This window comes from Streptomyces sp. NPDC006510, assembly GCF_040611955.1.
In the GTDB taxonomy this organism is placed as follows: domain Bacteria; phylum Actinomycetota; class Actinomycetes; order Streptomycetales; family Streptomycetaceae; genus Streptomyces.
Window position 1 is genome coordinate 61,210 of sequence record NZ_JBEXPH010000013.1, and the last position, 25,531, is coordinate 86,740.

A 25,531-nucleotide genomic window follows, 5' to 3' on the forward strand; every position below is an offset into this window, starting at 1 on the left:
GGTCAGGAACTTTTGGTGGTGTCACCGAGGGTTTTGGTGGCGCGTGTGCCCAGTGCGTCGTACGTGAACAGGCTCGAAGCTCCGCCGGTGGCAGTGAGCCCGGACAGTTGGCCGCGTGCGTTCCAGGTGTAGGTGCGTTTCCCGTCGGTCTTGAGCCGGCCGTCCGCGTCATAGGTGAAGGAGCGGCCGTTGAAGGTGGTGAGCCGGTTGTCCTTCCCGTACACCGCGCCTGTCTCTGCCGCCGGCAGTGCCACCGAGGCGAGACTGCCGGACAGGCCGGTCTGGAGACCGCGGACGTCCCTTGTGTAGGAGAGGTCACCGATGTCGGCTGTGCCCTTGGCGTAGCCGATGTTCTTGATGGTGCCTGTCTTGTCCAGGGCGGTGGTACGGGTGATCCCGCCCGGCAGTGCGGCGGTCTTCTCGCGGCCCACCGCATCCAGGCCGAAGGTGACCGCTTGGTCGCCGGAGGTGACGGAGGTGAGGATGCTTGAGGTGTCGTAGCCGTAGAACGTGGTTTTCCCGGCTGCGGTCATCTCCTTGCGTCGATCCGCCGCGTCGTGGACGTAGGCGACCGTGCCGGTGGGGCCGGTGACTGTCTTCGGTCGGTCGTACTCGTCGTATTCGAAGGTCTGGGTCCCCGCCTGGGTGTCTGTGATCGTCTTCGGCAGGTCGACCGCGTCGTAGGCGTAGGTGACGGTGGATTCGGCCGTGCCGGCGACGTTCAAGCCGTATTTGGTGTTCTTCGCCCGTCCCAGCAGGTCGTACTCGGCTGTGGCGACCTGGCCCGAGCGGCTGGTCACCTTCGCCAGGTTGCCTGCGGCGTCATAGGCGAACAGCGCCTGTGCTCCCAGCGGATCCTTCGCCGACTTGGCCCGGTCGGCGTTGTCGTACGCCCAGATGGTGGTGTTCTGGCGGGCGTCGGTGAGGGTGGTCAGGTTGCCGTTCTCGTCGTAATCCAGGGCAGTGGTCTGGCCGAGCGGATCGGTGATCCTGCGAGTCTGGTTGAGAGAGTCGTAGGTGAGAGTCGTGAGGGATCCTGCCGCGTCGGTCAGAGCGGACGGCCGTCCTGCCGCGTCGAGGAACTGGCCGCTGGTGCGGCCCTCCGCGTCCTTGACCGACACCATCTCGCCGTTCAGGTAGGTGTATTCGGTCACCGCTTCGGAGGCGTCGGTCACCGTCTTCACCTGCCCGTCAGAGGTGTAGGTGAGAGTGGTCTCCCTTTTCTCGGGGTCGGTTATCTTCCGCAGGTCGCCCACGGCGTCGTAACCGAGGGTGGTGGTGTTGCCCAATGGATCGGTGAGGGCGGTGGGCTGGTCGTACGGACCGTCGTAGACCGCGGTGCCGGACTGGCGTGCCTGTGGCGTGCCTGCGAGCTCGGTGGTGCGGGTGATGTACCCGTTGGCGTCGTAGGTGAGTTCGGTGCGGCGGCCGTACGGGTCGGTGACCGCGTCCACGCGGTGGTGTGGCCCCCGGTGGTACTGGGTGGTGCGGGCCAGGGTGCTGCCGTGGGCCTGGGTGTCCTTGACTCCGAAGCCGTCGGCGTCGAATTCGACCCGCCTCAGGGACCCTCCGGGCTGCGTGACCGTTGTGGAGGTCACCTTGCCCGCGCCGGTCAGCGTGTACGCGAAGGTGTACTTGGCGCCTTCGGTGAGCGTCTGTTCCTTGACCCGTCCGCTCTCATAGACATTGGACATGTAGGTGATGCCGCGGGCGTCCACTGCTGTGTTGATGCGGTTGGACGTGCCGTCGTATGTGTAGCGGCTGATCTTGTTTGCCGGGTCCTTGACGGTTTCCAGGCGTCCGGTGGTGTCGTAGGTGTATTCGGTCGTGCGGCCCGCGTTGTCCCGGATTGATGAAACGCGCTTCTTGGTGTCGTAGGCGAGGGAGATCCAGCGGCCACCGGGGGTGGAGATCTGCGTGATCTCGCCCTTGTTGCCGGCTCGGGTCAGCTGAACGGTGTTGCCGTGTCGGTCCCGGATCTCCTTCAGAGGTGCGTACTGAGGAAAGATCCAGGTAGTGCCGTCACGGAACTTCATGTGCCACGCTCCGTCGTCCCACACAATCTTCGAGCCGTGGAATCCGGACGGGGTTCCGGAGGGTTCGAAGACCGCGTCGGCGTAGCCCGTGCCAGCTGAAGTGCGCACAAAGGGGACTGACTGGCCGCCGGGCAAATACAGGTCGACCTGTTCGTACTGTTTCTTCGAGTGCAGGAAGACGTTGTAGGAGAGGTCGCGTCCGATACCGAAGGCGCGGGTCCGTGTGTCGCCCTGCCAGTAGGTCCGGGTGATTTCGGCCGAGCCGCGGGAGTCGGACACGGCCAGGTCGGTACGCGAGTCGGTGAGCATTCCGGTGGACAGGTCGACGGGGTCGCCGGACAGCCAGTCGAAGGCGTCCTTCACCCACGGCAGGTCCCAGGGAAGCCAGTCGGGGATGTTGAACATCGCGCCGTGAAAGGCCCAGACCCGTGTCTTGGCATCGGGCACGACCTGACGGCCGTCCTCGGACACCTTCCCGTGCCCGTAGACGTACCAACCCTTCTTCTTCGGGTCGTAGTCCATGAACTCCACGCGGGTGCCGGGGGCTTCGCGTGTGTAGTTCGGATAGATGACCTGCGCGCCCTTGGGAAAGACGTATGTGCCGCCCGGCTGCACGGTGAAGTACACCGGCACGACGCTGTTCTCGGGCAGCGGGAACGGCGGCCGGTCGATGGGTATGGCCGTGATCCCCAACTCCGTGACCGGCTTGCCCTTCTCGTCCCGGACCACCGAACCCTTGGGGATGCGGACTTCGAGCCCAGGAATCTTCGGGGTCCTCAGCACGACGTCGGACTTCGCCGGGGCGGCGAAGCTCACCGTGTTCCTGGTGTCGAGGGTCGTCATCCAGACCGGGAACCCGAGGTCGACGCTCTGGCCGCGCTTCGGACCGATGTGTATGTCGAAGCGGCCGTACTGCCGCTTCCTCGTGTTGGCCGTCGAACCGTCGACCACCAGGGTCTTCGCGTCGGGACTGATGCCGGCCAGCAGGAATCTGCCGCGGGAGTCGGTTCTGGCCGTCTTGTCGCCGACGGAGACGGTGACCTTCGCCAAGGGTTTCCCGTCCAGCTTCAACACATGACCGGTCAACGCCGTCCTGCCCGGGGGCGAACGAAGTTTCCGGGGAGCTTTCGGCCCGTCGCCGCGGCCTGTCACCCAGTCCCGGCCGGCCTTCTGCTGCTTGCCCGGCTGCCAAGCATCCGCCCCCACGGGAACGATCCCCGCCGCACCGCTCGTGCCATCACCGCTGCTCGCCGCGGCGGCGGATCCGTCCTTGAGGCCGAGAGTGATCTGACCGGTCGACGGGCCTATCGGCTCGACCACCAACGTGTACGTGCCCGGGGCGAGGAAACCGAAGGATGCCGAGAGAGTCGATTGGGGCAGGTAGGCAAAGCCTCGTTTCTCCCCCGCTGAACCGATCAGCGTCGCCATCCAGTCGAACGGTGACGGCGCCTCGATCTCGAGGTCGGGTTCGGCCCCGTTCTCCGACTCGACCGTGAAGGTGAAGTAGGCGTGCACGTACGGCTGGGAGATCGTCGCCGTCTGCTTGGCACCGCCCAGCGTCGGCGTTCCGGCGTTCACCCCGGCCACCCGCGATGCGGTCACGGTGCCCGCGGTTGTGCGCAGGGGCTGGACCAGAAGCAGATGTGTTCCCTCGGGCAGGGGCGTGGGAAGAGCCACTCCGCCCTCTCTCGATGTTCCACCGATGTATCCGGCGCCTTTCACGACCTGGCCGTCGGGGGTGGCTCTTGCGATGCTGCCGCCCTGCATCGCGTTCGGTCCGGACAGGACGACCGAGATCCCGCTGTTGTCCGCGGCGAGGACGGGAACGATGAGCTGCTGACCCGGTCGTGTCAGTTCCGTTTGTGTGCTGGGGCTGCTGGTGGTGAGGGGGGCGGCTGTCACCGGAGTCGAGAGCCAGAGCTTCACCGATCCGGCGGAGGCCGACTGCGGCTGGAGCACCACTACGTAGTCGTCTCCAGCGATCAGGTCGTTCAAGTGCAGACTGCCGCCGCTGTTCGCGGTGACGGTTCCGTACCCGCCGACGAGATTCCCGTCGGCGTCCCGCGCCTGGAGGGGCGAATTCGTCGGGATGGTCACGTCGGTGACGCCGAGTCCCACGATTCTGCCGGGTGGGGCGGTGAACTCCGCTTGCACCCGTTGCCCCCGGCGCGCCACCACCACCGGTACGGACGCCGCGTCCGGTGAGAGGGAGACCTTGATGTCGGCCGACAGCAGAAGTCCCAGTGTTCCTGCGGCCCCCGGGTCGGGGTTGACGGTGACGGTATAGGTTCCCGTCTCCGTCAGGTTCCCCAACTCGATGGTCGTGGAGGCTCCGGCGAGAACGTAGGCCCCCAGGCCGACAGGCCCACCGGACGGTGCCTGCACCGTGATGTGGGCCCCACCGCTGAAGGCGCTGTCGAGCGCACCGATCGAGAGGTCGTCGCCTTTCTGGGCCTCGAAGGTGGCTTTCGCGAGTTGTCCCGGCCTGTTGAGGCTGACCTCGGCAGGCGTCGCGTCGGTCGGCGAGAGCCGGTCGGCCTCCAGGGGCAGAGACGCGGTGACCGTGATGGTCCCCGGCCCCGTGCTTGAGCTGTACGGCTCGATGACCAGGGAATACGTTCCGGAGACCGGCAGGTCGGTGAGATCCCAGTCGAAGAGTTTGCCGGGACTCACCCGGACGTCATCGAGCTCGACGTCCTGGGGAGAGACCATCCGCAACCGCAGGTCGCCCTTGAACGTCGAGCCGGAGAGGTGGAAGCTCAGGGAGTCGCCTGCATCGGCATCGATCAGCACACGGGCTCTCTTGTCGGAGGCCGAGATCGAGACCGAGGGCGGGTTCTCATCGGTCGGCGACGTACCGACAGTTGTCTCGAACTCGTTTCCCTCCAGGGGAACATCGAAGTAGTCGGGAGCCACCTCCTGACCGTCAGGGGTCTCGATCGTGATCCGCCCTGCCTTGGCGCCTGCGGGGACCTTCACCGTCAGAGCCGTGTCAGTGCGTTCGACGACCTCTGCGATCCTGCCGCCGTTGAAGCGGACGACGTTGTCCGTCGCTGCGGACGCGAAATCGGACCCGGAGAGCACCACTTCTGTCCCCGGCGGCCCGGAGGTCGGCGCATACGAGGTGACGACGGGCTTGCCCTGGGCCGGAGCGAAGGTCTCCGTCGATGTTGCGCTGCCGCTGCCGACCGCTACCGAGACCGGGCCCTTGGCCGCGCCTTCGGGAACGGTCACCACCAGCCGGGTGGCCGACGCCGACGTGACCGCAGCGGTCTTCGTTCCGAACGAGACCGTGTTGGATGCCTCTGTTGTCGAGAACCCCGTGCCGGAAAGGGTGACGCTCTCGCTCGACGCGGCACGAACAGGAACCAGGGAGAGAACCGACAGGGAGCTCGACGCGAAACGGTCCACACCGAGGCGGTTGCCCGCCGCGTCGTAGTGGTAGCGGGCGGTCTCACCGTCCGGGTCCGTGACACCGACGAGGCGGGATGCCGCGTCGTAGGCGTACACCGCGTTGTTCGTGGTCGGTTCGGCGGCCGCGGGTGCAGTCGGACCCGCCGGGCTGCCAACTGGCGTCGAGTCGTCGAGGGTGCTGCCCTGGGTCCGCGTGGACACTCCCGACGAGGGGGCGGTTGGAGCCGCCTCTGCAGGTACCAGCCCTACCGATAAGGCCAGTCCCAGCAACCCCACCGTGAATGCCCGTCGGCGTGCGGACACACCTGTTCCGAACCGTTCGCCGCGCGTGCGCACGCCGCCCCTCCCCAGGGCCCCCTCATGAGCCACGAATGACTCACGACACCCACACTTCCCATGCGAGCGGTCACAAAGTACACACAAACTGTCACCAGAGAACCGAAAGAGACGAGATCGCGCCAACACAGCACATCCACACCAGCGTTGCGGGGCGTCGGGCAGGGAGAAGAAAACGACCTGTTTGATGTCGTCGCCCTGTGGCGCAATGTCACCCGCCCACTCGTCGATCTCGAAGGCGACGGGTGGCCGGTGTTCCTCCCCTCGTAGCGTGAAGGCGTGATCGCCGGAGCCGGGCCGCCCGCGTCGAGGCCGGTGCGGCCCGGCGACCGTCGGCGCGCGATACTTCCGGCATGCCCGAGATCAAGTCCGTCCCCCTCTCCCGGGCTGCCGCCCCGCGGCCGGGTTCCGCGTCCCGTCCGTCGGCCGTCTCGCTCCGCTACGCCGCGCCCGCGCTCCTGGGCTACGTTGGCGTACGGATCACCGGCATCGCGATCCTCCTGATCGCCGCCTCCGCCACCGGCAAGGACGGAATGCACCGGCTGGCAGGCCGCTGGGACTCGGTCTGGTACCAGCGGATCGCCGAACACGGATACGGCTACGAGGTCCGGCTCCCGGACGGCACCTTCCATTCCGACCTGGCCTTCTTCCCGCTCCTGCCCGCGCTGGAGCGAGGGTTGTCCGCCCTGATCCCGCCCCTCGGCGTGGCCGGCGCGGGCCTGTTGGTCTCGTGGCTCGCCTCGCTCGCCGCCGCCGGTGGCATCTTCGCCGTGGGCGCGCGGCTGTACGGGCGCCGGGCGGGAGTGCTGCTGGCCGTGCTCTGGGGGGTGTACCCGACGGCGTTCGTGCAGTCCATGGCGTACACCGAGACGCTGTTCACGGCGCTGGCGGCCTGGGCGTTGTACGCCGTTCTGACCGACAGGTGGATCACGGCGGGGGTGTTGTGCGTCGGCGCCGGGCTCACCCGGCCGGTCGCGGCCGCGCTGATCGCGGCGATCGGCGTCACGGCGATATGGCGGCTGTTCACCGCATGGCGCGGAGGCGAACCGCTCCGGACACACCGACGGATGGTGGTGGGTGCCTGTCTGGCGCCGCTGGGCTGGCTGTCGTACATCGCCTTCGTGGCCGTGCGCGAGGGGCACCCGTTCGCGTACTTCGACGTCCAGGCGGACTGGAACAACCGGATCGACGGAGGGGCGGCGCTGGCCGCGTTCGTGGTGGAACAGTTCGGCCGCAACGTCTTCGCGGGGCTCGGACTGTGCGCGGCCTTCGCCTTCCTGTTCTGGGTGGTGTGGCTGTGCGTACGGCAACGGCCGCGCCAACCGCTGCCCGTGATCACCTACTGCGTCGTGGTGGTCGTGATCTCGTTGATCGGGTCCGGCTACTTCGGCTCCAGGCCCCGGCTGATGATGCCCGCGTTCCCGTTGCTGCTGCCGGCCGCGGCGGCCCTGGCGGGCGCCCGGCGGCGGATGCTCCCGGCGGTGGCCGTGGGTGTGGCGGCGCTCGCGTCGGGGGTGTACGGGGCTTTTACGTTGCTCGGTTCCGGGCCTCCGTAACGCCCGATCACCAGCCTTTCGGTTCTTCGTCTCCCTACACTTCGTCATGCGCCTGACAGCAGGGGCACTGCACCGCTCCCACGAACGGCACACTCCGAAGGGGACGATCAGCGCATGACCAAGCCCGAGAGCGCCGGATACGACTACGACGTCGTCATCAGCGGATCCGGTCTCGCCGGCAGCGCCGCGGCGATCCTGCTCGCTCGCCGCGGCGTCCGCGTCGCGCTGCTGGAACGCCGCTCGGACCCCGAGGCGTACAAGGTGCTCTGCACCCACTCCATCACGGCCAACGCCCACCCGGTGCTGGACGGACTCGGCCTCGTCCCCGCCCTCGAAAAGGCCGGAGCCATGAGCAACGCGGCCCGCTGGTACACCCGTTGGGGATGGATCGAACCGAAGGCCGCGCCAGGGGGCCCCGAGCTGCCGCACGGGTACAACATCCGGCGCAGCGTCCTCGACCCGTTGATCAGGTCCCGTGCGGTGGAGACCCCCGGCGTCGAGGTGCTCCTCGGTCACCGGGTGACCGGGCTGGTCCGCGAAGCCGGGCGAACCGTGGGGGTGCGTGCGTCGACACCGCAGGGCGAGCGCGAGATCCGGGCCCGCCTGGTGGTCGGCGCCGACGGCAAGGACTCGGCCGTCGCGAAGCTCGCCGGGGTGCCTGCCCGGGTGCACGAGAACGCACGCTTCGGCTATCTCGCGCACTTCCGCAACCTTCCGCTGCCCGGCGGGATCGGCCAGACCTGGTTCCTGGAACCCGACATGGCGTACGCGTTCCCGAACGACGACGGAGTGACGGTCCTCGCGGTGCTCCCGGACAAGAAGCGGCTGCCGGCCTTCCGGGAAGACCTGGAGGGCAGCTTCCTCGAATTCGTCCGCGCTCTGCCCGAGGCACCGCCCATCGACTCCGCCGAACGCATAACGAAGATCATCGGCACGGTCGACCACCCGCTCCACAGCCGCAGGCCGACCGCACCGGGCGTCGCACTCATCGGCGACGCCGCCCTGACCAGCGACCCGCTGTGGGGAGTGGGATGCGGGTGGGCCCTGCAGACCGCGCAATGGCTGGCCGAGGCGGTCGCACCGGCCGTGACCGGCCGCGGCGACCTCGCCAGGTCGCTCGCGGCGTACGCGCGCAGACACCGGCGCCGGCTGAGCGGTCACCAGTACCTGGCCGCCGACTACGCCAAGGCCCGCCCGTTCAACCCCATGGAACGGCTGATGTTCTCGGCGGCAGCGCGCGACGCCTCGCTGGCGCGGCACATGTACCTGTTCGCAGCCCGCCTGATCGGTCCGCTGCGTTTCCTGAACCCCGTGGCACTGGCCAAGGCTCTGGCCGTCAACGTCAAGCATCGCGGGGCGGCCGTGCCACCCGCGCGCCCATCACACACAGGGGCGTGAAACGACGGGCCACGTTCGGCGGGACAGGGTCAGGACGCGTCCATGCTGAGTCTGCCCTGGTCGTCGATGACTTCGACCGTGACGGTCTTGTCGTTGTCACCAACCCGAACCCTGCAGTCGAACTTGTTGCCCTCCTTGGCCTCCATGGCCGCCGGACATTCCACTCCGTCCCTGGACACGTTCTTCGGCCCCCGCGCGGTCTCGGCAGCCTGCCGTTCCACCGCTTCCTGGTCCAGCAGTCGCGGCGGGTACATCGCTTCGGTATCGATGTTCATCACCTTGATCGTCACGGTGAGAACGCACCCGGCGACGATGACGGACGAGAGCGCTATGAGAAAGCGCGCGAACTTCCCTTGATCGGTCACGCATGGTTCCTACCGGCCCAACGACCGTAGAGACAAGTGCCCTTCCGTGATCGGCAGCAATTCCCTCTGCGTCTTGGCCACATGGGTCACGCCGACTGGCTACGACCAACAGCGTCCGGATGACGTCGTGGGCGCGGACAGCTCCGTTACGGAGTGCTGCCGCCCGGACCCGTCGGATCACGCGGAAGAGGTCGGCGGCGTGGACGTCGCCGAGGTCCTCGATGGAGCTGAGGTTGTCACACAGGGCGTCCAGGACCGAGCCGGGCGTGTTCGGGCCGGTGGCCTCCGCCCCGACGGTCTCCCGCCTCGTCGACGCCTTCGCCCCGGCCGGGGCGAAGGCCCTTGCGGAGGGCCCGCTCCGAAAAGCAGGATGCCACCGCAACCTGGAAGAAGGCCTTCGGACACCACGGCCTTCGGCAAACCGCGTGTGTATCCGGGTTTCGGTGAGCCCCGCTGACACGGGCGGCCTTCGCCGGATCCTGACCCGGTGTTCGGTCTGCACCCACACACTTGTCGGTATCGTGCCGTTCATGAGTCAGAGCTCAGCAACTGGTGCCGAGGCGTTGCTCGGCGAGGAGATCCTCCCTCTCGCCGCCAGCACGTTCGTGGTGACGTTCACGGGTGTCGGACTGGGGCGCGAGCAAGCCCGGAACCGGTTGGACAAAGAGATCCACCGCCGGTTCGGGAAGCCCCGCAGAAGCGATGCCCATCACGCCTACCAGGCGGTCATTCTTCAGATCGTCCTGATCTGGGAGCAGGCACGGATCGCGGCACGGGCCTACGGGGGCGGTCTGATCCTGCTCCCCGACGGCATCCGGCTGCTCGACGCCACGGACGCGGCCGACGAACTGCGCGCCCTGCTCAGAGCCTGACGTCCAAGTCCCGGCACGAGAAGCCCGAGAACGTGCGGAAGTACTTCCGTCCCTCCTCGGGGGCGATCACCGAGGTCACCAGCTGCTCGCGCCCGCACCATCCTCTTCCGACCATCACCCTCTTCCCCCAACACATTCCTCGGGCGCATAGATCCCATGCAATCCAGTCGCTGGTGGAATGCCTTGCCCCGCCCTAACGTCGTTCACGCGGCGGTGCTGCGGAGGGATTGGGCTCCGCCGCTCCCGTGGCCCATGAGATCCGAGGGGGAAGTGTGCTGTTCCGACAGGGAGTTGAGATGGGGCGGGACCGGTGACCCGGGGGTCCGCGCTCACGTTGCCGGCGATGCTGGCCGATCTGGAGGAACTCGTGCTCTGCGAGTCCTTCTCGGCCGACCACGCGGCGGTGGCGCGCAGCGCCGAGGTGGTCGGCGCCCTCGGGACGAGGCTGCTGGGAGCCGGGCCCGAGACGATCGTGATCGACGGTGTGACCCATCTGCGGTGGACCTTCGGCACCCCGCGGGTCCTGCTGCTGGGACACCACGACACGGTGTGGCCGATGGGCTCGCTCCAGGACCACCCCTGGTCGGTGGCCGACGGGATTGCCCGCGGCCCCGGGGTCCTGGACATGAAGGCGGGCCTGGTGCAGATGATCCATGCGCTGGCCTCCCTGCCCTCCCCGGACGGGGTGTGCGTTCTGGTCAACGGGGACGAGGAAGTCGGCTCCGCGACCTCCCGGCAGCTGATCGAGGAATCCGCGCGGGGATGCGCGGCCGCCTTTGTGCTGGAGGCGTCCGCGGACGAGGGGGGTGCGCTCAAGATCGCCCGCAAGGGCACTTCGCGGTACGAGGTCGTGGTGCACGGCCGCGCCGCGCACGCGGGTCAGGAACCGCAGAAGGGGGTCAACGCCGCGATCGAGGCCGCTCACCAGGTCTTGTCCATCGCCGACCTCGGGGCCTCGACGGGTGTTGTCGGTGCTGCCCCATCCGCCCTGGGCTTCGCGACCGTCACGCCCACCCTGCTGTCGGCCGGCAGTGCGCGCAACACGGTGCCCGCGCTGGCGCGGGTGTCGGTGGACGCGCGCGTACCGACCCAGGCGGCGCAGGACCGGGTCGACGAACTCATGCGGGGGCTCACCGCCCGGACGCCCGGAGCCCGGCTGGAGGTGCTGGGCGGCAGGCAACGGCCGCCCATGGAACCGGAGTCCTCCGCCGAACTGTTCGCCCTCGCCTCCCGGCTCGCCGAGGAACTGGGCCAGGAACCGCTGCGCGGGCTCGCCGTCGGCGGCGCCTCGGACGGCAACTACACCGCGGCGGCGGGCTGTCCGACGCTGGACGGCCTGGGCGCCGTGGGCGCCGGCCCGCACGCGGACACCGAGTACGTCGAGGTCGCGCAGATGGCCCCCCGCACCCGTCTGCTCGCTCAGCTCATTGCTCACACGACCAGCTGAAGCGGCCTTGACGAGCGTCGCTCCGACACGAAACCTCTGCGGTACGGAGCCGACGCGGCTCATCGTGCTGTGCAAGGTCGCCGAACGGGCCCGCACCAAGGACGCCGGACGGCCCGACCAGCCGCCGCAGGGCCAGGATCAAGACCAGGAGGTGCAGTCGTCGCGCCGGGGGGCGCGCACCGCAGGGACGCCGCCGCCCACGGTGACGGCGCGGTGGGACGGCGGGACGGCGGGACGAATCCGGCAGATCGGATTCCGGTCCCCCGCGCCGCCGTACCGCGCACCCACGCCGAAAGGGCGTGCCCGGTCTCCCGGACACGCCCTTCAACAGACAACGCGCGGAAACGCGAAGGCCCGTCAGCGGTCGCGGCGCTCGCGGAGGTCCTCCGCGGCGTCCCGGGCCCGGTCGCGGCCTTGCTGCGAGCCCTTCGAGGCCCGCTCGGACGCGTCCTGCGTCCGCTGGCGACCCTCGGGGCTCATCCGCTCCTGGCCCTGGGTGCGCGTCCGCTCCTGGCCCTCGCTGCGGCCCTCGCCGGCCTTCTTCTTCGCCTGGTCGGCGAGCTCCTGCGCCTTGTCCTTGAACTGGTCTGCGATACCCATGCTGTTCACTCCTAGTGGGTGCTTGGGGGCGGTCCGTGAGGACCTCGATCAGCGTCGCAGGCCCCGACACCCACCGCATGTCGATCACTTACGCTGCGTAGTCGCCGCCCTCGCGTCCTGGTCGGCGGCGCCCCCGGCGCCCACCAGTCCCTTGCTCACGCCGTCCAGCCGCGACCCGAACCTACGGACCTCCCGCTGCCCGACGACCCCTATCAGCGAGGGCAGGCAGCCCCGTACGGACTGCATCCCGCGCAGCCACCACTGGGCGTACACATGCGGGGAGCGACGCTCGATGCCGGCCACGATCCGGTCGACCGCGGGGCCCAGCGGGTATGTGCGGTTCGCCGGCCAGGGCAGCCGCTGCCGCAGTTCCCGCATCACGTCGTCCTGGTCGGCGCCCCGCACCATGTCCGTGTCGGTCCAGGAGAGGTAGCCGACCCCGACCTTCACCCCGCGGTAGCCGACCTCGGCCCGCAGGCTGTGCGCGAACGCCTCCACGCCCGACTTGGACGCGCAGTACGCGGTCATCATCGGCGCCGGTGTCATCGCCGCGAGCGAGGCGATCTGGAGGAAGTAGCCGCGGCTCTCCATCAGCACCGGCAGGAACGCCCGCCCGGTCACCGCGCCGCCTATCAGGTTGACCTCGATGACCCGGCGCCACGCCTCGGGGTCCGAGTCGACGAACGGCCCTCCCGCGGCGACCCCGGCGTTGGCGACGACGACGTCGACCTTCCCGAACCGCTCCTTGACCTCCTGGGCGACGCGCGCCATCGCCCCGTGGTCGGTGACGTCCGCGAACCAGTGGTCGCTCTCCGAGTGCAGCCGCTCGGAGACCTTCTTCAACTCGTCCGGCTCCAGGCCGACCAGCGCGAGCTTCGCGCCGCGCGCCGAGAGCTTGCGGGCCAGCAACTCGCCCACGCCGCGCGCCGCGCCCGTGACGACGACGACCTGTCCTTCGAGACTCCGCCGGTCACTCATGCGATCTCCTCCTTCTCGGCCGTTCCGTCCGTGCCTGCGCCCTTGCCTGCGCCCTTGCCTGCGTCCGTGCCTGCGCCCTTGCCTGCGTCCGCGCCCGCTCCCGCGCGTGCGGTGCCCGCCGGGAGGTACGCCGTGACGAGCTCCCGGATCTTCGCCGTGACCGCCTCCGGCGCTTCCACCGGTGTCATGTGGCCCATGCCCGTCAGTTCGGTGAGCCCCAGACCGTCCGGCAGCGCGGCCGCGATCGCCCGTGCGTGCCCGAGCGGGGTCAGCCGGTCCTCCGTACCCGCGATCACCGCCGTGGGCACCCGCAACTCCCGTACGCCCGCGTCGAGATCGAGGTCCGCGAGGACATGTCCCCAGGCGGCCCTGGCCGCCCGCGGGCACGCGTGCACGATCCGGGCACAGGTCTCGACGCGCTCCGGGGCCGACCCCGCTCCCATCGTGGCGTACTTGAGCACCCACCGGGTAATCGGCGTGACCGGCCCCAGCGGGGCCGACGCCACGAGGATCGCGCGGGTCAGCCGGGTCCGTACCGCCCCGGCCCGCATCGGCACCACCACCGACTCGGCGGCCAGCCGCGAACTGCCGGTGCTGCACAGCAGTACGGCCGCCGCACGCTCACGCACTCCGGCCCGGTGCGCGGCGGCCATGATCGTCATGCCGCCCATGGAGTGCCCGGCGAGCACGGCCTTCTCACCCGGTCCGAGGGTGGCGGCCAGCACTGCCTGGAGGTCGTCGGCGAGGGCGTCCGTGCTGTATCCCTCGCGGCTCACGGCGGGCGAACCGCCGTGCCCCCGCTGGTCGTAGACGACGACCCGGTGGTCCACCGCGAGGTCCCTGATCTGTGCGTCCCAGAAGCGGGTGCTGCACGTCCAGCCGTGCGCGAGGACCACGGCGGGGGCCCCGTCCCGCCCGTGCACCTCGACATTGATGCGGGCACCGTCGGCGGAGCGGGCGATCAGCTCACGCGCGGGGAGCGGTGGGGCGCCGTCGCGCCGCAGCAGCCGGCTCATCGCACGACCTCCTCGGCGACGGCCTTCCCGACGGATTCCCCGGCGGCGGCCCGCTTCGGTATCCGTACGACCTCGTACTCCGAGAGGTCGACCGACCGCGTGACCTTGCGGAACTCAGCAGTAGTGCCGGGCCAGACCGTGGTGTTGCGCCCGTTGGCGTCCAGGTACCAGCTGTTGCAGCCGCCGGTGTTCCACACGGTGCGCTTCATCCGCTCCTGGACGCGGCGGTTCCAGGCCCCGACCGCCGAGGTCCGCGCGTCGAGTGCGACGCGTCCGCCCAGCACGTTCAGCTGGCGCAGGTAGTCGGCCATGTAGTTCAGCTGGGACTCGATCACGAGGATCATCGAGGAGTTCCCGAGCCCGGTGTTGGGGCCGATGACCGTCATGAAGTTGGGGAAGCCCGCGGCGCTGGCGCCGCGCAGCGCCTGCATGCCGTCCTTCCAGGACTCGGCGAGCGTGATGCCGTCCGCGCCCACCACCCGCTCGGCGATCGGCATGTCGGTGACGTGGAAGCCGGTGCCGAAGATGATCGCGTCGGCCTCGGTCTCCGTACCGTCGGAGGCGACGAGCGTGGAGCCGCGCACCTCGGCCAGGCCGGAGGCGATCACGTCCACATTGGGCCGGGCGAGCGCCGGGTAGTAGGCGCTGGAGAGCAGGATGCGCTTGCAGCCGATGCGGTACGAGGGGGTCAGCTTGGCCCGCAGCTCGGGGTCCTTGATGGACTTCGCCATGTTGGCCTTGGCTATCTTCTCGACCAGGCCCAGCTCGCCCGGGTGCTTGGTGAAGGCGCTGACCTGCAACTCCCGTATGCCCCAGAGCAGTCCGCGGCGCGCGGTGCCGGTGATGGGCAGTGCGCGGTGCAGCCAGCGTTCGGCGCCGCTGATCTTCCGGTCCATGCGCGGCATGACCCAGGGCGGGGTGCGCTGGAAGAGCGTCAGACTGCCGGCCTTCGGCTGGATCGCGGGCACGATCTGGATGGCGGAGGCGCCGGTACCGATCACGGCGACGCGCTTGCCGGTCAGGTCGGCGTCGTGGTCCCAGCGGGCCGAGTGGAAGACCTTGCCGGGGAAGTCGGCGAGACCGGGGATGTCCGGCGTCCTCGGGTCGGAGAGCGGACCGCTCGCGGAGACGACGAAGTCGGCGGTGAAGGCGGCCCCGTTGGCCGTCCCGATGGCCCAGTGCAACTCCTCGCGGTCCCAGCGCATGACCGCTACTTCATGGCCCAGCCTGATGTGCGGGCGCAGCCCGAAGGTGTCCGCGACATGCTCCAGGTAGGCGCGGATGTGCTCCTGCCCGGAGAAGGTGCGCGGCCACTCGGGGTTGGGTGCGAACGAGAACGAGTAGAGGTGGGACGGTACGTCGCAGGCGCAGCCCGGATAGCTGTTGTCGCGCCAGGTGCCGCCGACGGAGTCGGCCCGCTCCAGGACGACGAAGTCCGTGATGCCTTCGCGGCGCAGCCGGACCGCGGCCCCGAGGCCCCCGAATCCGGATCCGATCACCGCCACTCGTACGTGCTCGTGCTGGGCCATGCTGCCGCCTCCCGCGGTACGTCACACGACTCTGCCAGCAATCACTGGCATTGTTGGGAGAGTAGAGCAGCTCCGTACCGATGGGTAGGGGTACGGCAAGGGAAAGTTACCGGCGGTACAACATGCGGCCTCCCCTGCGGCAGAGAGCGCATGGCGCCGGGAGCCCGCTCCCTGCCACGGGGGAGGCCGGTAGGGTGCGGGGGTGGCTGACGGACCCGTACACCGCGAATACCGCATGGAGGAGCTGGCCAAGGAGGCCGGCATCCCGGTGCGGACCGTGCGCTTCTACCGGGAGCGCGGGCTGATCTCGCCGCCCCGCCGCGAGGGGCGCATCGCCTGGTACGACGACCACCACCTGGCCCGGCTGCGCACCATCACCGGCCTGCTGGAGCGCGGCCACACCCTCACCGGCATCGCCGATCTCGCCCGCACCTTCGAGAGCGGCCGCGATGTCGCCGAGGTGCTGGGCCTGGGCGAGCCGACCGAGGAGACGCCGGTACACCTCACACCCGAGCAGCTCGCGGACTATTTCGAGGGCGAGACCACCCCGGAGAACCTGGCCGCCGCCCTCGAACTGGGCTATCTCGCCACCGACGGCGACGAGATCGTCCACATCAGCCGCCGCCTGCTGGAGGTGTCGTCCGAGCTGGTACGCGAAGGGGTGCCGCTCGCCACGGTGCTCGCGGCCGGCCGCCGCGTCCGCGAGCACGCCGACGCGCTCGCCGAACTCTTCGTGGGCGTCCTGGAGAGCCAGGGGAACCACACCGACGACCCCGAACCGCCCCAACTCCGGCCGCTGGCCCGCGCGGTGATGGACGCCGAGCTCTCCATGGCCCTGGACCGGCGGCTGCGCCGCGAGAACACCGAAGAGCCGCCGCGGAACCCCGCCCCCTGACGGGCGGTCACGCGGGGCCGGCCGGGACGGCATTGTCGATCGCACACCGAAATGCTGCCCGCCTCAGGCGACCCCGTACGCCCCGCGCTTCACACGCTCTACCGTTCGAAGACCACCGTCACGGGTGCGTGGTCGCTCCACCGCTCGGCGTGCGTCGCGGCCCGCTCGACCCAGCCCTTCACCGCGCGCCCGGCCAGCCCCGGCGTCGCCACCTGGTAGTCGATGCGCCAGCCGGTGTCGTTGTCGAAAGCCCGCCCGCGGTAGGACCACCACGAGTACGGCCCCTCCTGGTCGGGGTGCAGTGCCCGTACGACATCGACGTACTCGGCCTCGTCGAAGACCCGGGTCAGCCACTCCCGCTCCTCGGGGAGGAAGCCGGAGTTCTTCTTGTTGGCCTTCCAGTTCTTCAGGTCGGCCTCCCGGTGGGCGATGTTCCAGTCGCCGCAGACCACCACCTCGCGACCGTCAGCCGCGGCCCGCTTCTTCAGACCCTTCAGATACGGGAGGAACGCGGCCATGAACCGCTCCTTCTCCTCCTGCTTCTCGGTCCCGACCTCGCCGGAGGGCAGATACAGGCTCGCGACCGTGACCCCCGGCAGGTCGATCTCGACGTAGCGTCCGCTCGCGTCGAACTCCTCGCTCCCGGCGTCCCCGAAACCGCCGAACCCGATCTGCACACGCTCGGGCGCGCGCCGCGTGTAGAGGGAGACACCGGCCCGCCCCTTGGCGGCGGCCGGTGCGTGCACGGTGTGCCAGCCCTCGGGGTCACGCACCTCGTCGGGCAGCTGCTGCGGCTCGGCCCGTACCTCCTGGAGGCAGATCACATCGGCTTCGGTCCGGGCCAGCCACTCGACGAAACCCTTCTTGGCGGCGGCACGGAGCCCGTTGACATTGGCGGTGGTCACAGTCAGCATTCCGGCACGATACCGACATTCACCCATCGCATACATGTACCATTCCTCGCATGAATATCCACCCTCGGCCCTTCGACCACCCCGACGCCGTCAAACTCAACGACCAGGTGCAGCTCGAATACGCCGAGCGATACGGGGACGAGGGCGATGTCACACCGCTCGACCCCTCGATGTTCGAGCCCCCGAACGGTCTGTATCTGCTTGCCTACGATGCGCTCGACCGCCCCGTCGCCACCGGCGGCTGGCGCTCCCAGGAGCGGAACGACGAGGGTTACTCGGACGGCGACGCCGAGCTCAAGCGGATGTTCGTGATACCCGAGGGCCGCGGCAACGGACTGGCCCGCCGCATCCTGGCCGCCCTGGAGGACGACGCACGGGCGGCGGGCCGGGTCCGCATGGTGCTGGAGACCGGGGACAAGCAGCCCGAGGCGATCGCGCTGTACACGTCCAGCGGCTACGTCCCGTGCGAGAAGTTCGGCCACTACCGCATGTACGGGAGCAGCCGCTGCTTCGCGAAGCCGCTGCGGTAGCGGGCCCGGTGGTGGCGATGGCCCCGACGCCCCGACGTCAGGCGTCGGCCGCGTACTGCCAGAACTCCCGCATCAGCGTGGGCGGGGTCGGCCCGGCCATCTCCAGCTGGGTCAGCAGGATGGAGACCGCGCCGGTGGCGGGCGTGAGGTGCGCCGCCGTTCCCGTGCCGCCCACCCAGCCGTAGCGCCCCGGAACGTTCCAGGGGGCGATGGGCTCGACGTCGACCGAACCGCCGAAGCCCCAGCCCTGACCCTCCAGGAACAGCGTGCTGCTGTCGCGTTGCGCCTGCGTCAGGTGGTCGGTGGTCATCAGACGCACCGAGTCGGCCGACAGCAGCCGTCGCCCGTCGGCACCCCCGCCTTCGGTGCTCCCCCTGTCGACGCTTCCCCCGGCGAGCAGCATCCGGGCGAAGGAGAACAGGTCGTCCGCCGTCGAGACCAGCCCGCCGGTGCCGGACGGAAACGCCGGCACCCGGCTCCACTGCCCGTCCGGGGCATCGACCAGCTGAAGGCCGCCGCCCTCCGGTGCGGTGCGGTAGTAGCTGGTGAACCGGTCGGCCTTGTCGGCCGGTACGGCGAATCCGGTGTCGGCCATGCCGAGCGGCTCGAACAGCCGCTCCGCCAGGAAATCGGGCAACGGCCGGTCCGAGACCCGGGCGATCAGTACGCCGAGGATGTCCGAGCAGGTGTTGTACAGCCATGCCTCGCCCGGCTGGTGGAGCAGCGGGATACGGGACAGCGCGGCCATCCAGGCGTCCGGCTCCTCGACGAGCTGCGGCTGTGGCGGCCCCTGTTTCAGCTCGCTGAACAGCAGCCCGACCGCGGGCAGCGAGAAGTCCGACGGGAAGCCGTACCCGGCCCGCGAAGTGAGCAGATCGGTCACGGTGATGACTCTCTCGGCGGGCACCACGTCGTCGACCGGGGAGGCCGGCGTACGGACCACCTTCGGTGCCACCAGCTCCGGCAGCCACTGCCGCACCGGTTCGTCCAGCGCGATCCGGCCGTCCTCGACCAGCATCATGGCCGCGGCGGCGGTGACGGGCTTGGTGAGGGAGGCGATCCGGAAGATCGAGTCCCTGGCCATCGGGGCCGTGCCGTCCGCATCGGCGGAACCGACCGCCGCCACCTCGGTCCGGCCGCCCCGGGCCACCAGGCCCACGGCCCCCGGGGCCAGTCCCCCGCCGACGTGCCGCTCCAGGAGATCGCGCAGATTACCCATCTCGCCCGTCCTGCTCGTCCTGCTCATCGGTCCACCTTCTCGCTCGTGCGCCCGGGAGCAGGGCCGCCACACCGCCCCGGATTCATCGGTCCGGGACGCGCTCCCCCGGCGGCTCAGCGCACCCGGCCGACACCCACGTAGAAGCCACTGCGCTCCCGCACCGGTGCGGGCTCCTCGCGGTACCACTCCGTGGCGAAGACCAGCCCCGGCTCGACGAGATCCAGCCCGCCGAAGAAGGGCTCGACCTCGCTCCGGGTACGCATCCGCAGCGGGATCGCCCCCTTCTTGTACGCGCTCTCGGTCTCCTGCCTCAGCTCCGGATGCTGGTCGGCCGTGCCGTGCGAGAGCACCAGGAAGCTGCCCGAGGGCAGCGCGTCGACCAGGGTGCGGGTGAGGCCGTACGGGTCCTGGTCGTCCGGCAGGAAGTGCATGAGCGCGATGAGGGAGAGCGCGATGGGCCGGTCGAAGTCGAGCAGTCCACGGGCGTGTTCGAGGATCGCCTCGGGCTGCCGCACATCCGCGTGGATGTAGTCGGTGACCCCCTCACAGCTGCTGACCAACAACGCCTCCGCGTGCCGCAGCACGATCGGGTCGTTGTCCGCGTAGACGACCCGGGCGGACGGGGTGATGGCCTGGACGACCTGGTGCAGATTGGGCTCCGTGGGAATGCCGGTGCCTATGTCGAGGAACTGCTCGACCCCACTACGGGCCAGCCAGGCGGAGGCCCGGTGCATGAAGGCCCGATTCCGCGCCGCATTGCCCCGCGCCTCCTCGGGCAGCTTCTCCCCCACCTGCTGGTCGACCGGATAGTTGTCCTTGCCACCCAGCAACCAGTCGTAGACGCGCGCGGGGTGGGGCTTGCTGGTGTCGATGCGAGGGCTGGGCACACCGGCAGTCACAGGACAGTCCTCCTCCTACGGAACCGCGGACAGAAAACACCACACCTGCCCTGGCACGACCTCGACAAGGTCATCGGAAGGACGGGCGAGCAGGAACAGCCTAGGCAACCGGGCAGCCGCCGCCCGGCGCGGGCGGGGCGCCCGACGCCAGGTGAGCCGGCGCCGACGTCGGGTCCGACGAGGCGGGCCAGGTGCTGCCATAACTCAGATCGTGGTGCTGCACCGAACTATTGCCGCGCATGCCCTCTGGAGCCGTGAACGGTGCCCACATCCCGGCACTACTCGTAGCCGAGCGTGATGAAGCGCGCCGGTTCGGCAAGGACCGTGCCGGCGCTCTCCTCGTCCGTCATGCGCGCAGCGAGGGTGGCTTCGGCCAGGCGGGGCGGAAGAGCTTCTCCGAACTTGAGGCCGCGAACCGCCCGGCTGTCGACCTCGGGCAGGCACAGGCCCGCCCCGGTATCCGCGCGGGCGATCTGCCAGACCTGAAGCGTGAGGTCGTCGCGGAGCCGGATCCACTGGTCGCTGACGCGCCGATGCGGGGCCGCCACCGAGGCCAGCGACGCTGCCAGAGTGGCGTTGGCGCGGTGGCCCGCCCATGTCCACCAGCGGACGTCGCCGTCGGCGTGCCGGGTGACCACGGTTCCACCGGGGTGGACTGCGTGCAGGTGGACGTCACGTGCTTCGGCGAGTTTGGCCGTTGCGCGTGCGGTCAGGCGGACCGGTGGGTCCTGGCCGAGGAGTACGTCCCGGGCGGCGCGGGTCAGGGCGAAGGAGCGGATACGATCCGCGCCGAAGCCGCTCCAGCGGGCGCGACCTCCTTCGTCGGCCGGCTCCACGAAACAGCGCTTGCGCGTCCAGTCGATGTAGGTCACCAGCCAGTTGCGACCCGCGAGAAGCAGCTTGCGCGGGCCTTCGATCTCCTCGGTGAGCAGGTCGGGGTCGGTGCGGCCGATCTCGGTACGGCCGTTGAGTACGGTGAACTCCGGCGGGGCGGTGAACATCGCCGTCAGGTTCATGAAGTGGCGGTGACCGTAGCGTCGTTCAGCTTCCGGGCCGATGAACAGCAGTCCGCCGTCCTGCTCCAGGTACCCCTCCTCGACCAGGTGGCGGACGACGGGCAGCGCGCCCGGCCCGAAGGGGCCCATGCCGCCCCACCACTCCCGCCACAGGTTCTCCCCGACCCGGTGCTCCTGCAGGCACAGGGCCAGCAGTTGCTGGGCCACCAGGTGGCGGGGCTCGGGCGGCGCGACGACGGGTTCGACCCAGCCACGGGACCACTGCAGCAGAAGCGCAGCGGCCGAGAGCAGCCCCTCGGGGGTGAGCGCGAGGAAGAGGCAGTTGCGTGTGGTGCCGGAGCGGCGTCCGGTGCGGCCGATGCGCTGGAGGAACGAAGCGACTGTGGACGGAGCGTCGAGCTGGATGACGCGGTCCAGGTCGCCGACGTCGATGCCGAGTTCCAGGGTGCTGGTGGAGACGATCACGCAGTCGCGTGCTTCGGCGAACGCTTCTTCGGCGCGCCGCCGTTCATCGACGGACAGCGAGGCGTGGGACAGGAAGGTCGTGACGCCCTTCAGGCGCAGTTGCTCGCCCAGTTCCTCGACGGTGCGGCGGGTCTCGCAGAAGACCAGGCGCTTCTCACCGCGGTGCAGGGCCGCGATGACGGTGGCGGCGTTCGCGACGGAACCGACGTAGTCGAGTTCCACATCCCCGGGCGGCGGCGGCGTGGCGGCGGCCTGCCCCTCCGTGTCCACGTCCGCTCGGCTCCCCTCCGCAAGGTGAGGCGCGACAACCCGCGCGGGCCGGCGCCCGTGTCCTGAGCCCTGAAGCCAGGTCAGCAGCTCATCGGGGTTGCCGATGGTGGCGGAGAGGCCGACCCGCTGGAGCGGGCGGCCGACGATACGGCTCAGGCGTTCCAGTACGGCGAGCAGGTGCCAACCCCGGTCGTCGCCCGCGAACGCGTGCACCTCGTCGATCACGACCGTGTGGAGTCCCGAGAAGAAGGAGCGGTGGTCGACGTGTGTGCTGACCAGCATGGATTCCAGGGACTCGGGTGTGGTGAGGAGGATGTCGGGTCGCTGGGCAAGGATGCGGCGCCGTCGGCCCGTGGTGATGTCGCCGTGCCAGAGCTCGGCCGTGCGGCCCGTCCACCCGGTGTAGGTCCGCAGCCGTGGGTGGAGGTTGTTGAGGAGGGCCTTGAGCGGGCACACGTACAGCACGCTGGTGCCCTTCCAGCCCTGCCGGTTCATGCGCGTCAGCAGAGGAAATGCCGCCGCTTCGGTCTTTCCTCCCGCGGTGGGCGCGAGGAGCACGGCGTCCTCGCCGCCCAGGAGCGGCTCGACCGCCTCTTCCTGCAGGGGGCGCAGGGAGCGCCAGCCGAGGGTGTTGACGATGTGGTGCCCGAGGACGGGGTCCAGGAGGTCGAAGACATCGGCCTCTTCCTTCATGACAGGTCCGGTTCCTTCATGACAGGTCCGGCTCGGCCCAGGTCCGGCTCGGGGCCCAGGTCCAGTTCGATGTCTCCGGCGCCGGTGGCCGCGCTCCGTTCCGTCTCGTTGAGTTCGGCGCTGTTGAGGGTGAGCGCGTAGTGGGCACGGGGGTCGAAGTCGGGGAACTCGTCGACCCTGTCGAGGACATCGGCGACGAGCTTGCGCAGGTACAAGCGCGGGGCGATGCCGACCTTGCCGCCGAGGGACCCGGTGACGGCGTGGGCCAGTTCGTCGAGGTAGGCGTCGTCCACCCGGTCGGCGAGCCGCTGCGGGTGGCGGGCCGCTCCTGTGTACAGGTCCCGCACCTTGCGCCCGAGTTCGCCGAGCGAGTCCAGGTCGAATCCGGCCAGCCGCAGTTGGACGGCGCGTGGTGAGTCGAAGCGGGGATCGGTGGTGAAGTCGGTGGCGAGCCGCTGGGCGAGGGGCGCGAGGCGCTGGACGCCCTGCTGTCCGTCGTAGAAGGCGGGGGTGCCGGTGATGACGAGGAAGAGGCCGGGGAAGCGCCCGGCGTCGATCTCGTCGAGGAGCTGGCGCAGCGCGTTGAGGGACTTCTCGCGTACGTCGCCGCGCACGCGTTGCAGGGTCTCCACCTCATCGAGGACCAGGAGCAGTCCGGGGTGTCCGCAGTCCCGCAGGACGGTCAGCAGGCCCTGGAGGAAGCCGAGGGCGCCGAAGTGGTCGAGGTCGCCGCGGATGCCCGCGGCACGTTTGGCGGAGGCGGCCACTGATTTCTGGCCGCCGAGCCAGGCGATCAGCGCCTCGGCGTGCGCACCGTCGCCGGCGGCCACCGCCCGGCGGTAACCGCGCAGGGCTGCGGAGAAGGCGGGTGTGGTGCGGGCGACGTCGGCGAGCCGGCGTTCCAGCAACTCGTCGACGGCCTGGGCCAGCGCTTCCTCGTCGTCGTCGGCGACCTCACCGGCGGCGAGGACCTCCTCCTCCAGGGCGTAGAACCAGGAGTCGACGACCGCCCGGAGGGCGGAGGGCTGGTGGGTGGCCGTGGTGAGGCGTTCGACGAGTCTGCGGTAGACGGTCTCCAGGCGGTGCAGCGGTGTCTCGGTCTCGGAGATCTGTACCTCGCTCACCGCGAGTCCGCGCCGTTTGGCACGTTCGGCGAGCCACCGGGCGAAGAAGGTCTTGCCGGAGCCGTACTCGCCCCGCAGGGCGTGGAACGCGCAGCCCCCACGGGCTGCGGTGGCCAGATCGTCGTCGAGAGCCGCTTCGAAGCGCTCCAGGCCGACGGCGAAAAGCCCGAGGCCGGCCTGTGGAACGGTGCCGCGCCGCAGCGCGTCGACCACGTCGCGCCGCCGCACGGCGCTGACGTCGGATGCAGGTGCGTTCATGCCGTCTCTCCGAGGAACTGCTGCTCCAGCAGGGCCCTGTCGAGCTGGACGGTGCGTCCGGACTCGACGAGCTGGAGCACGGAGTAGCCGTCGATGTTGAGGAGACGTTCCAGGACGGTGGCGAAGCGTTCCGGGTTGCGCTGCGAGCGCCCCGTGGCGGCCTGGGCGGCGGCGGTCACCGCTCCGGGCGACAGTTTTCCCCCCGCCGCGAGGAGCGCGTCGAGCACGGCGGCGACGGCCTTGTCAGCGGGTGCGCCACGGACGAACTCGCGCTGGGCCTTGTAGGACGCGGACCGTACGGTACGGGCGCCGGGGCTGTCCTCACCGGAAGTGTCCCCGGTCTCCTGGTGCCTGGTGTCCGGCCTCTTCCTGAGGACCATCGTGTCGGCGTCCGCGAGCGGCTCGACCGCGGTGGCAGGACTCTTCTCGTCGTCGTGCCACCAGCCCGGGGCGATGCGTTCGGCCGGCAGCAGTGTCCACCCCTCGGGGACCAGATCCGCGGACGGCACCAGGGTGATCACGGGGATGGTGACCTCTGCAAGGGAGGCACCGCCGTGGTAGCCGGCCTGCCGGGCGGTGTAGCGCAGGTCCTCGCGCCATGCCAGGGTGATCCGGCCGCGTACCCGGGGACCGGATACCTCGATCTCGCCGTCCGCCGGGGTCCCGGTGCGCCACCTGGCGCCTTCGGCCTTGCCTGCCCGGGGCTGCTGTCCGTGGTCACGCGGGGTGCGGTCGATGATGTGGCCGTGGTCGGAGACGAGGACGACCGGACGGCCGTAGTTGCGTGCCTCTTTCAGCAGGTCGGGCAGTTTGCCGATGTCCTCGGGCACCCACCGGTCCCGGGCGCCCTCGCGTCCGTCGGCGAGCGCGTCGTCGACGGTGTTGAGGACGACTCCGACGATGTCGTCGGAGGCGAGGGCCTGAAGTACCTCGGGGGACAGCCGGTGACCGGGCGGCCCTTCGTACCCGCCTTTGTGGAAGAGCTGGGCGGTGCGGTGGCGCTTCTTCCAGAAAGCGGTGAACCCGGCGCGTTCGGTGCTCTGTCCGCCCTCGGCGGGCTGTCCGCACAGCAGGGATGCCCGGCTGAGGGTCGTCACGGACGGCAGCATCGACACGGCGGCCCGGCGGGCGGCGTCCTCGCCGGGGCGCGGCTTGGGGACCACTTCGGTCCATGCCCGCCGGTCGAGCGCACCGGCGAGCTGTACGGCGACATCGGCGCTCATGCCGTCGAGTACGAGGATCAGCGGCCTGCCGGGCTCGCGGCCGGACGTTCCGCCGCCGTCGCGTTCGAGCGTCCTGCTGAGTGGTACGGCCGCCTCGGCCAGTACGTCCTCGATGAGCAGTGCGCCTCCGGGTGCCTGCCGGCAGGCACCTTCGCTCCAGAGGGCGAGCCGCTGGGCGAACTGCTCGTCGAGAGCGGCCCTTCGTGCCCGTACGGCTCCTATCAACCGCTGGTAGGCGTCAGCGACGGCCGGGTCCCGGGAGGTGTCGCCCTCGGCGAGGATCCCGACGGCGAGATCGGCCCAGCCGGAGGACGTCAGATGGCTTTGGACGCCGTGGGCCACCGATTCCACGGGCTGCAGGGGGTCCTTCAGCCAGCGGACCAGGCGCACCGCCGTGCGGGCCTTCTCGGTGGAGTCGGCGTACAGCGCGGCAAGGTGGTGCCCGGTGAGGTCGCGCAGTGCGGCCTGGGCATCGCTC

The 25,531-nt window shown here is 69.9% G+C and carries 18 protein-coding genes and 2 pseudogenes; 8 read left to right on the forward strand and 12 right to left on the reverse strand.

Annotation, left to right across the window (positions count from 1 at the left end):
* Positions 1-2: 2 nt before the first annotated feature.
* A complete protein-coding gene (locus ABZY11_RS06930) occupies positions 3-5,786 on the reverse strand; it encodes an IPT/TIG domain-containing protein (RefSeq protein ID WP_356478108.1) in 5,784 nt (1,927 codons plus the stop codon).
* A gap of 353 nt (positions 5,787-6,139) precedes the next feature.
* Between ABZY11_RS06930 and ABZY11_RS06935 the strand changes: the two genes are divergently transcribed.
* Positions 6,140-7,342 (forward strand): hypothetical protein, encoded by a 1,203-nt coding sequence (locus tag ABZY11_RS06935; RefSeq protein WP_356478109.1) that lies wholly within the window; start codon positions 6,140-6,142, stop codon positions 7,340-7,342.
* 114 nt (positions 7,343-7,456) lie between these two features.
* On the forward strand, positions 7,457-8,740 hold the full coding sequence (locus tag ABZY11_RS06940; protein ID WP_356478110.1) for an NAD(P)/FAD-dependent oxidoreductase: 1,284 nt from the start codon (positions 7,457-7,459) through the stop codon (positions 8,738-8,740).
* Between the two features lie 29 nt (positions 8,741-8,769).
* Here ABZY11_RS06940 and ABZY11_RS06945 read toward each other — a convergent pair whose 3' ends face one another.
* Positions 8,770-9,105 (reverse strand): DUF4333 domain-containing protein, encoded by a 336-nt coding sequence (locus ABZY11_RS06945; RefSeq protein WP_356478111.1) that lies wholly within the window; start codon positions 9,103-9,105, stop codon positions 8,770-8,772.
* 251 nt (positions 9,106-9,356) lie between these two features.
* Between ABZY11_RS06945 and ABZY11_RS06950 the strand changes: the two are divergent.
* From ABZY11_RS06950 to ABZY11_RS06965, 4 genes and pseudogenes are all read left to right on the forward strand, one after another.
* Positions 9,357-9,519 (forward strand): annotated as a pseudogene (locus tag ABZY11_RS06950) (IS1380 family transposase); the annotation flags it as partial.
* A gap of 116 nt (positions 9,520-9,635) precedes the next feature.
* A complete protein-coding gene (locus tag ABZY11_RS06955) occupies positions 9,636-9,977 on the forward strand; it encodes a hypothetical protein (protein WP_356478125.1) in 342 nt (113 codons plus the stop codon).
* Positions 9,974-10,060, forward strand: a pseudogene (locus tag ABZY11_RS06960) (site-specific integrase); the annotation flags it as partial. The gene ABZY11_RS06955 and the pseudogene ABZY11_RS06960, both read left to right, overlap by 4 nt.
* Before the next feature lie 260 nt (positions 10,061-10,320).
* On the forward strand, positions 10,321-11,424 hold the full coding sequence (locus ABZY11_RS06965) for a M20 family metallopeptidase (protein WP_356478112.1): 1,104 nt from the start codon (positions 10,321-10,323) through the stop codon (positions 11,422-11,424).
* A gap of 357 nt (positions 11,425-11,781) precedes the next feature.
* On the opposite strand, the gene ABZY11_RS06970 is transcribed toward ABZY11_RS06965, so the two are convergent.
* The 4 genes from ABZY11_RS06970 to ABZY11_RS06985 form a co-directional block, all read right to left on the reverse strand.
* Positions 11,782-12,024 carry a hypothetical protein gene (locus ABZY11_RS06970; protein WP_356478113.1) on the reverse strand — a complete coding sequence of 81 codons (243 nt, stop codon included), beginning with the start codon at positions 12,022-12,024 and terminating at the stop codon, positions 11,782-11,784.
* A gap of 84 nt (positions 12,025-12,108) precedes the next feature.
* A complete protein-coding gene (locus tag ABZY11_RS06975; protein ID WP_356478114.1) occupies positions 12,109-13,002 on the reverse strand; it encodes an SDR family oxidoreductase in 894 nt (297 codons plus the stop codon).
* The gene (locus ABZY11_RS06980; protein WP_356478115.1) at positions 12,999-14,018 is read right to left on the reverse strand and encodes an alpha/beta fold hydrolase; all 1,020 of its coding nucleotides are present in this window, start codon (positions 14,016-14,018) and stop codon (positions 12,999-13,001) included. The genes ABZY11_RS06975 and ABZY11_RS06980 overlap by 4 nt, the downstream gene beginning before the upstream one ends.
* Complete coding sequence (locus tag ABZY11_RS06985) at positions 14,015-15,547, reverse strand: NAD(P)/FAD-dependent oxidoreductase (protein ID WP_356478116.1); 1,533 nt, start codon at positions 15,545-15,547, stop codon at positions 14,015-14,017. Before ABZY11_RS06985 ends, ABZY11_RS06980 begins: the two co-directional genes overlap by 4 nt.
* A gap of 235 nt (positions 15,548-15,782) precedes the next feature.
* Between ABZY11_RS06985 and ABZY11_RS06990 the strand changes: the two genes are divergently transcribed.
* Complete coding sequence (locus tag ABZY11_RS06990; protein ID WP_356478124.1) at positions 15,783-16,442, forward strand: MerR family transcriptional regulator; 660 nt, start codon at positions 15,783-15,785, stop codon at positions 16,440-16,442.
* Positions 16,443-16,540: 98 nt separating this feature from the next.
* Here the strand turns inward: ABZY11_RS06990 and ABZY11_RS06995 are convergent, their stop codons facing one another.
* Positions 16,541-17,356 (reverse strand): exodeoxyribonuclease III, encoded by an 816-nt coding sequence (locus ABZY11_RS06995; RefSeq protein ID WP_356478117.1) that lies wholly within the window; start codon positions 17,354-17,356, stop codon positions 16,541-16,543.
* Between the two features lie 50 nt (positions 17,357-17,406).
* Here ABZY11_RS06995 and ABZY11_RS07000 point away from each other — a divergent pair, with 50 nt between their 5' ends.
* The gene (locus ABZY11_RS07000) at positions 17,407-17,886 is read left to right on the forward strand and encodes a GNAT family N-acetyltransferase (RefSeq protein WP_356478118.1); all 480 of its coding nucleotides are present in this window, start codon (positions 17,407-17,409) and stop codon (positions 17,884-17,886) included.
* 37 nt (positions 17,887-17,923) lie between these two features.
* Here the strand turns inward: ABZY11_RS07000 and ABZY11_RS07005 are convergent, their stop codons facing one another.
* From ABZY11_RS07005 to pglZ, 5 genes are all read right to left on the reverse strand, one after another.
* Positions 17,924-19,132, reverse strand: a complete 1,209-nt coding sequence (locus ABZY11_RS07005) for a serine hydrolase domain-containing protein (RefSeq protein ID WP_356478119.1) — start codon at positions 19,130-19,132, stop codon at positions 17,924-17,926.
* 86 nt (positions 19,133-19,218) lie between these two features.
* Positions 19,219-20,004 (reverse strand): SAM-dependent methyltransferase, encoded by a 786-nt coding sequence (locus ABZY11_RS07010; RefSeq protein WP_356478120.1) that lies wholly within the window; start codon positions 20,002-20,004, stop codon positions 19,219-19,221.
* Positions 20,005-20,282: 278 nt separating this feature from the next.
* Complete coding sequence (locus ABZY11_RS07015; RefSeq protein WP_356478121.1) at positions 20,283-22,448, reverse strand: DEAD/DEAH box helicase; 2,166 nt, start codon at positions 22,446-22,448, stop codon at positions 20,283-20,285.
* The gene (gene brxD / locus ABZY11_RS07020; RefSeq protein WP_356478122.1) at positions 22,445-23,830 is read right to left on the reverse strand and encodes a BREX system ATP-binding protein BrxD; all 1,386 of its coding nucleotides are present in this window, start codon (positions 23,828-23,830) and stop codon (positions 22,445-22,447) included. Before brxD ends, ABZY11_RS07015 begins: the two co-directional genes overlap by 4 nt.
* A partial coding sequence (gene pglZ / locus ABZY11_RS07025) for a BREX-2 system phosphatase PglZ (RefSeq protein ID WP_356478123.1) occupies positions 23,827-25,531 on the reverse strand: 1,705 nt, incomplete at its 5' end. The genes pglZ and brxD, both read right to left, overlap by 4 nt.

Coding starts and splice junctions, on each gene's coding strand:
- ABZY11_RS06935 (WP_356478109.1), top strand. CDS start 6,140: ATGCCCGAGATCAAGTCCGTCCCCCTCTCCCGGGCTGCCGCCCCGCGG.
- ABZY11_RS06975 (WP_356478114.1), bottom strand. CDS start 13,002: ATGAGTGACCGGCGGAGTCTCGAAGGACAGGTCGTCGTCGTCACGGGC.
- ABZY11_RS06940 (WP_356478110.1), top strand. CDS start 7,457: ATGACCAAGCCCGAGAGCGCCGGATACGACTACGACGTCGTCATCAGC.
- ABZY11_RS06955 (WP_356478125.1), top strand. CDS start 9,636: ATGAGTCAGAGCTCAGCAACTGGTGCCGAGGCGTTGCTCGGCGAGGAG.
- ABZY11_RS06990 (WP_356478124.1), top strand. CDS start 15,783: ATGGAGGAGCTGGCCAAGGAGGCCGGCATCCCGGTGCGGACCGTGCGC.
- ABZY11_RS06970 (WP_356478113.1), bottom strand. CDS start 12,024: ATGGGTATCGCAGACCAGTTCAAGGACAAGGCGCAGGAGCTCGCCGAC.
- ABZY11_RS07005 (WP_356478119.1), bottom strand. CDS start 19,132: ATGAGCAGGACGAGCAGGACGGGCGAGATGGGTAATCTGCGCGATCTC.
- ABZY11_RS07015 (WP_356478121.1), bottom strand. CDS start 22,448: ATGAAGGAAGAGGCCGATGTCTTCGACCTCCTGGACCCCGTCCTCGGG.
- ABZY11_RS07000 (WP_356478118.1), top strand. CDS start 17,407: ATGAATATCCACCCTCGGCCCTTCGACCACCCCGACGCCGTCAAACTC.
- ABZY11_RS06995 (WP_356478117.1), bottom strand. CDS start 17,356: ATGCTGACTGTGACCACCGCCAATGTCAACGGGCTCCGTGCCGCCGCC.
- ABZY11_RS06965 (WP_356478112.1), top strand. CDS start 10,321: ATGCTGGCCGATCTGGAGGAACTCGTGCTCTGCGAGTCCTTCTCGGCC.
- brxD (WP_356478122.1), bottom strand. CDS start 23,830: ATGAACGCACCTGCATCCGACGTCAGCGCCGTGCGGCGGCGCGACGTG.
- ABZY11_RS06985 (WP_356478116.1), bottom strand. CDS start 15,547: ATGGCCCAGCACGAGCACGTACGAGTGGCGGTGATCGGATCCGGATTC.
- ABZY11_RS06980 (WP_356478115.1), bottom strand. CDS start 14,018: ATGAGCCGGCTGCTGCGGCGCGACGGCGCCCCACCGCTCCCCGCGCGT.